Below are 3691 nucleotides of genomic sequence, written 5' to 3'. Positions count from 1 at the left end.
CAAGTGGGACCACTTTATTTTAGAAAGACTTTAGTATTTTGCTAAAGTCTTTTTTAGTTTTAAAAAAACACCAATACTTTTAAATCATCTTAAATAGAGAACTTATTTTTGGAAATTTACAGTAGGAAATTCTAAATTATTGTCAAAAAAATTATATATTTGCAGACAATTTTTAGATATAATATTTCAAAATTTTAATCTGGGGGGATATAAAATGAAGAAAAAAATATACATAACACTTTCTATAGTGTTATTTTTTGTATGTGCTATTAGTGGGCAAATTGTGCCACCACCGATTCCACCACCACCACCACCTGGTCTTCCTATAGATGGAGGTTTATTGTTCTTGTTGGCTTCTGGATTATTTTATGGTATCAAAAAAATTAAGAAGTAATCTTAATCTTTCTTCGTAAGTCTACTAACGTATTTACCAATAACATCAAACTCTAAATTTACGATATCGTTTTTAGAAAGTGTTTTAAAGCACGTGTTTTCTAAAGTATAAGGTATAATAGCTACACTAAAAGAGTTTTCTTTCGAGTTTACTACAGTTAAGCTAACTCCATTTACAGTTATAGAGCCTTTTTCGATAGTAATATTGTTGTTTGTAGAATTATAATTAAAGGTAAAAACAGTGCTTCCGTTCTCATTTTTAATATCAGTACACGTACCAGTTTCATCAACGTGGCCTTGTACTATATGTCCGTCTAACCTATCACCTAACTTCATGGCGCGTTCTAAATTTACAATAGAAGATATTTTAAGGTTACCAATGTTTGTTTTATCTAAAGTTTCTTTAATGGCTGTAACAGTATACTCATCATTATGAATAGCTACTACAGTTAAACAAACACCGTTATGTGCTACACTTTGGTCTACTTTTAACTCGTTTGTTATGTTACTTTTTATGGTGATGTGCAAATTGTCTAATTCTTTAACAACATTTGTTACCTTACCAAGTGTTTCTATAATTCCCGTAAACATTTCTATAAATTTAGTTACTTTTGTAGTATTGCAAATTTAAGCATATTACAAGAGTTATGGCAGACAAAACAGATAAAATAATTGTAGGAATTTCTATTGGAGATTTAAACGGAATAGGTGTAGAGGTTATTTTAAAAACATTTTTAGATAAAAGAATGTTAGATTTTTGTACACCAGTTCTATTTGGAGCAACAAAAGTAATTTCTTACCACAAAAAAGCTTTAAACTTAGAGGTACCTGTTCATGGAATTACCTCTATAAAACAACTAAACCAGAATAAAATTAATGTATTAAATATTTGGAAAGAAGAGGTTTCTATAGAGTTGGGTAAACCAACAGAAATATCTGGCAAATATGCAGCAAAATCCTTAGAAAGTGCATTAAATCATTTAAAAGAAAATACGATAGATGTTTTGTTAACAGCACCAATTAATAAGGAAAATATACAATCAGAAAACTTTAATTTTCCTGGACATACAGAGTATTTAGAAGCAGGTTTAGAAGGTAAAAGCTTAATGATTTTAATGACAGACCAATTACGAATTGGTTTAATTACTGGGCACATACCTATTGCTAAAATTGCAGAAAGTATAACACCAGAGCTTATTGCAGAAAAAGTAGAGACCATGTATAACTCTTTAAAAGAAGATTTTGGCATCAATAAACCCAGAATTGCTGTTTTAGGTTTAAATCCACACTGTGGAGATAATGGTGTTATTGGTAAAGAAGATGATGAAATAATAAAGCCGACCTTACATCAAATAAAAGAAACAGGGAAGCTTGTTTTTGGACCTTATGCGGCAGATGGTTTCTTTGGTTCAGAAACGTATAAGCAGTTTGATGGTGTTTTAGCAACGTACCATGATCAAGGTTTAGCACCATTTAAAGCATTGTCTTTTGGTGATGGTGTAAACTTTACAGCAGGTTTAAATAAAATTAGAACTTCACCAGATCATGGGACAGGTTATGATATTGCTGGGAAAAATCTAGCAAATCCATCCTCTTTTAAAGAAGCTTTATTTACTGCAATTAAAGTTTTTAAAACCCGAAAAGAGTATAAAGAACTAACTAAAAATCCACTATTAGTAAAGTAAAAATAAATTATTTTCTTTTTTTAAAAGAAAACATTGTATAAAAACATTTTTTTATATCTTTGCACGCTCAATTGGTGTTTGATAATGAAAGACTTGAAACAATTTAACATACAGTTTGTAGGTTTAAAGGAAGGAAAGCATTTATTTGAATACGCAATTAGTAACAAGTTCTTTACGTTTTTTAATTTTGATGAATTTGAAAGTGCTGATATAAAAGTAACTTTAGAGTTTACAAAAAAAAGCACATTATTCGAGCTTGTTTTTAACACAGAAGGTACAGTAGAAATACCTTGCGATGTTACAAATGAGTTATATAACCAAGAAATAACAGCAAAATTACCATTAGTTGTTAAGTTTGGTCCAGAATATAATGATGATAATGAGGAAATATTAATACTTCCACATGAAGCGTATCAATTTAATGTAGCACAATTTATTTATGAAATGATTGTGTTAGCGGTTCCTAACAAAAGAGTGCATCCAAAAGTATTAGACGGTACAATGCAGTCAGAAGCCCTAGAAAAGTTAAAAGAACTAGAAATAAAAAAAGAAAAACCTGTAGAAACTACAGACCCAAGATGGGATAAATTAAAGAATTTAATAACAGAAAAAAAGACATAAAATGGCACATCCTAAAAGAAAAATATCTAAAACAAGAAGAGATAAAAGGAGAACACATTATAAAGCATCTGCGCAACAAATTGCAACAGACCCAACAACTGGTGAAGCACATTTATACCACAGAGCTCATTGGCACGAAGGTAAACTATACTACAGAGGTCAAGTAGTATTAGAAGCTGTATCTGCAGAAGCTTAAAAATTTGTAAATTTTTAAAAAAACCCTCATTTTTGAGGGTTTTTTGTGTTTTTATGCGAAATTTATTCGTTTTTGATAAATTTTAATACAAAAAGTGAAATAAATTTCATTACTTTGAACTTCCTTAACATTTGGAAAACAAATAACTATTATGACAAAAATCACTGCAGCAATTTCAGCAGTAGGGAAATATGTTCCTGACTATATACTTACAAATAAAGAGTTAGAAACCTATGTAGATACTAACGATGAGTGGATAACTACTAGAACAGGAATTAAAGAAAGAAGAATTTTAAAAGGAGAAGGGTTGGGCACTTCATACATGGCCATAAAAGCCTCAGAAGATTTAATAAAAAAATCTAATTTAGACCCTAAAGAAATAGATTTAGTTATTGTTGCAACAGCAACACCAGATTTACCAGTAGCCTCTACAGCAGCCTATGTTGCCACAGAAATAGGTGCAATAAATGCATTTGGTTACGATTTACAAGCAGCATGTTCTAGTTTTTTATACGGTATGTCTACAGCAGCAAGTTATATAGAATCTGGTAGATACAAAAAAGTACTGTTAATTGGTGCAGATAAAATGTCTTCTATTATAGATTATTCAGATAGAGCAACATGTATTATTTTTGGTGATGGTGCAGGTGCAGTTTTATTTGAAGCCAATTCAGAAAACTTAGGGCTGCAAGATGAGTATTTAAGAAGTGATGGTATTGGTAGAGATTTTTTAAGAATTGAAGCTGGAGGTTCTATAATGCCACCGACTTTAGAAACAGTAAAACAAAAAAAGCAC

At 30.4% G+C, this 3691-nt stretch carries 6 protein-coding genes; 5 read left to right on the top strand and 1 reads right to left on the bottom strand.

All coding sequences use genetic code 11. The annotated features are described in order from the left end of the window. Window positions 1–139 precede the first annotated feature (139 nt). The gene (locus ACTG3S_RS11470) at window positions 140–394 is read left to right on the top strand and encodes a PID-CTERM protein-sorting domain-containing protein (RefSeq protein ID WP_439129488.1); all 255 of its coding nucleotides are present in this window, start codon (window positions 140–142) and stop codon (window positions 392–394) included. A gap of 2 nt (window positions 395–396) precedes the next feature. On the opposite strand, the gene ACTG3S_RS11465 is transcribed toward ACTG3S_RS11470, so the two are convergent. Continuing rightward, on the bottom strand, window positions 397–984 hold the full coding sequence (locus ACTG3S_RS11465; protein WP_439129487.1) for a riboflavin synthase: 588 nt from the start codon (window positions 982–984) through the stop codon (window positions 397–399). Window positions 985–1040: 56 nt separating this feature from the next. Here ACTG3S_RS11465 and pdxA point away from each other — a divergent pair, with 56 nt between their 5' ends. From pdxA to ACTG3S_RS11445, 4 genes are all read left to right on the top strand, one after another. Beyond that, window positions 1041–2078 carry a 4-hydroxythreonine-4-phosphate dehydrogenase PdxA gene (gene pdxA, locus ACTG3S_RS11460; RefSeq protein WP_439129486.1) on the top strand — a complete coding sequence of 346 codons (1038 nt, stop codon included), beginning with the start codon at window positions 1041–1043 and terminating at the stop codon, window positions 2076–2078. Window positions 2079–2162: 84 nt separating this feature from the next. Next, window positions 2163–2699, top strand: coding sequence for a YceD family protein (locus ACTG3S_RS11455; protein ID WP_439129485.1), 537 nt, complete (start codon window positions 2163–2165; stop codon window positions 2697–2699). Between the two features lies 1 nt (window position 2700). Further along, the gene (gene rpmF, locus ACTG3S_RS11450; protein WP_298945797.1) at window positions 2701–2895 is read left to right on the top strand and encodes a 50S ribosomal protein L32; all 195 of its coding nucleotides are present in this window, start codon (window positions 2701–2703) and stop codon (window positions 2893–2895) included. Between the two features lie 151 nt (window positions 2896–3046). After that, on the top strand, window positions 3047–3691 hold a 645-nt coding region (locus ACTG3S_RS11445), incomplete at its 3' end, for a beta-ketoacyl-ACP synthase 3 (protein ID WP_439129484.1).

The sequence above is a fragment of the Polaribacter sp. genome (genome assembly GCF_965656025.1).
GTDB lineage: Bacteria > Bacteroidota > Bacteroidia > Flavobacteriales > Flavobacteriaceae > Polaribacter.
Note: the sequence above shows the minus strand (reverse complement) of the source record. Positions and strands in the feature narration are given on the sequence as shown.

Coding starts and splice junctions, on each gene's coding strand:
- ACTG3S_RS11465 (WP_439129487.1), bottom strand. CDS start 984: ATGTTTACGGGAATTATAGAAACACTTGGTAAGGTAACAAATGTTGTT.
- pdxA (WP_439129486.1), top strand. CDS start 1,041: ATGGCAGACAAAACAGATAAAATAATTGTAGGAATTTCTATTGGAGAT.
- ACTG3S_RS11455 (WP_439129485.1), top strand. CDS start 2,163: ATGAAAGACTTGAAACAATTTAACATACAGTTTGTAGGTTTAAAGGAA.
- rpmF (WP_298945797.1), top strand. CDS start 2,701: ATGGCACATCCTAAAAGAAAAATATCTAAAACAAGAAGAGATAAAAGG.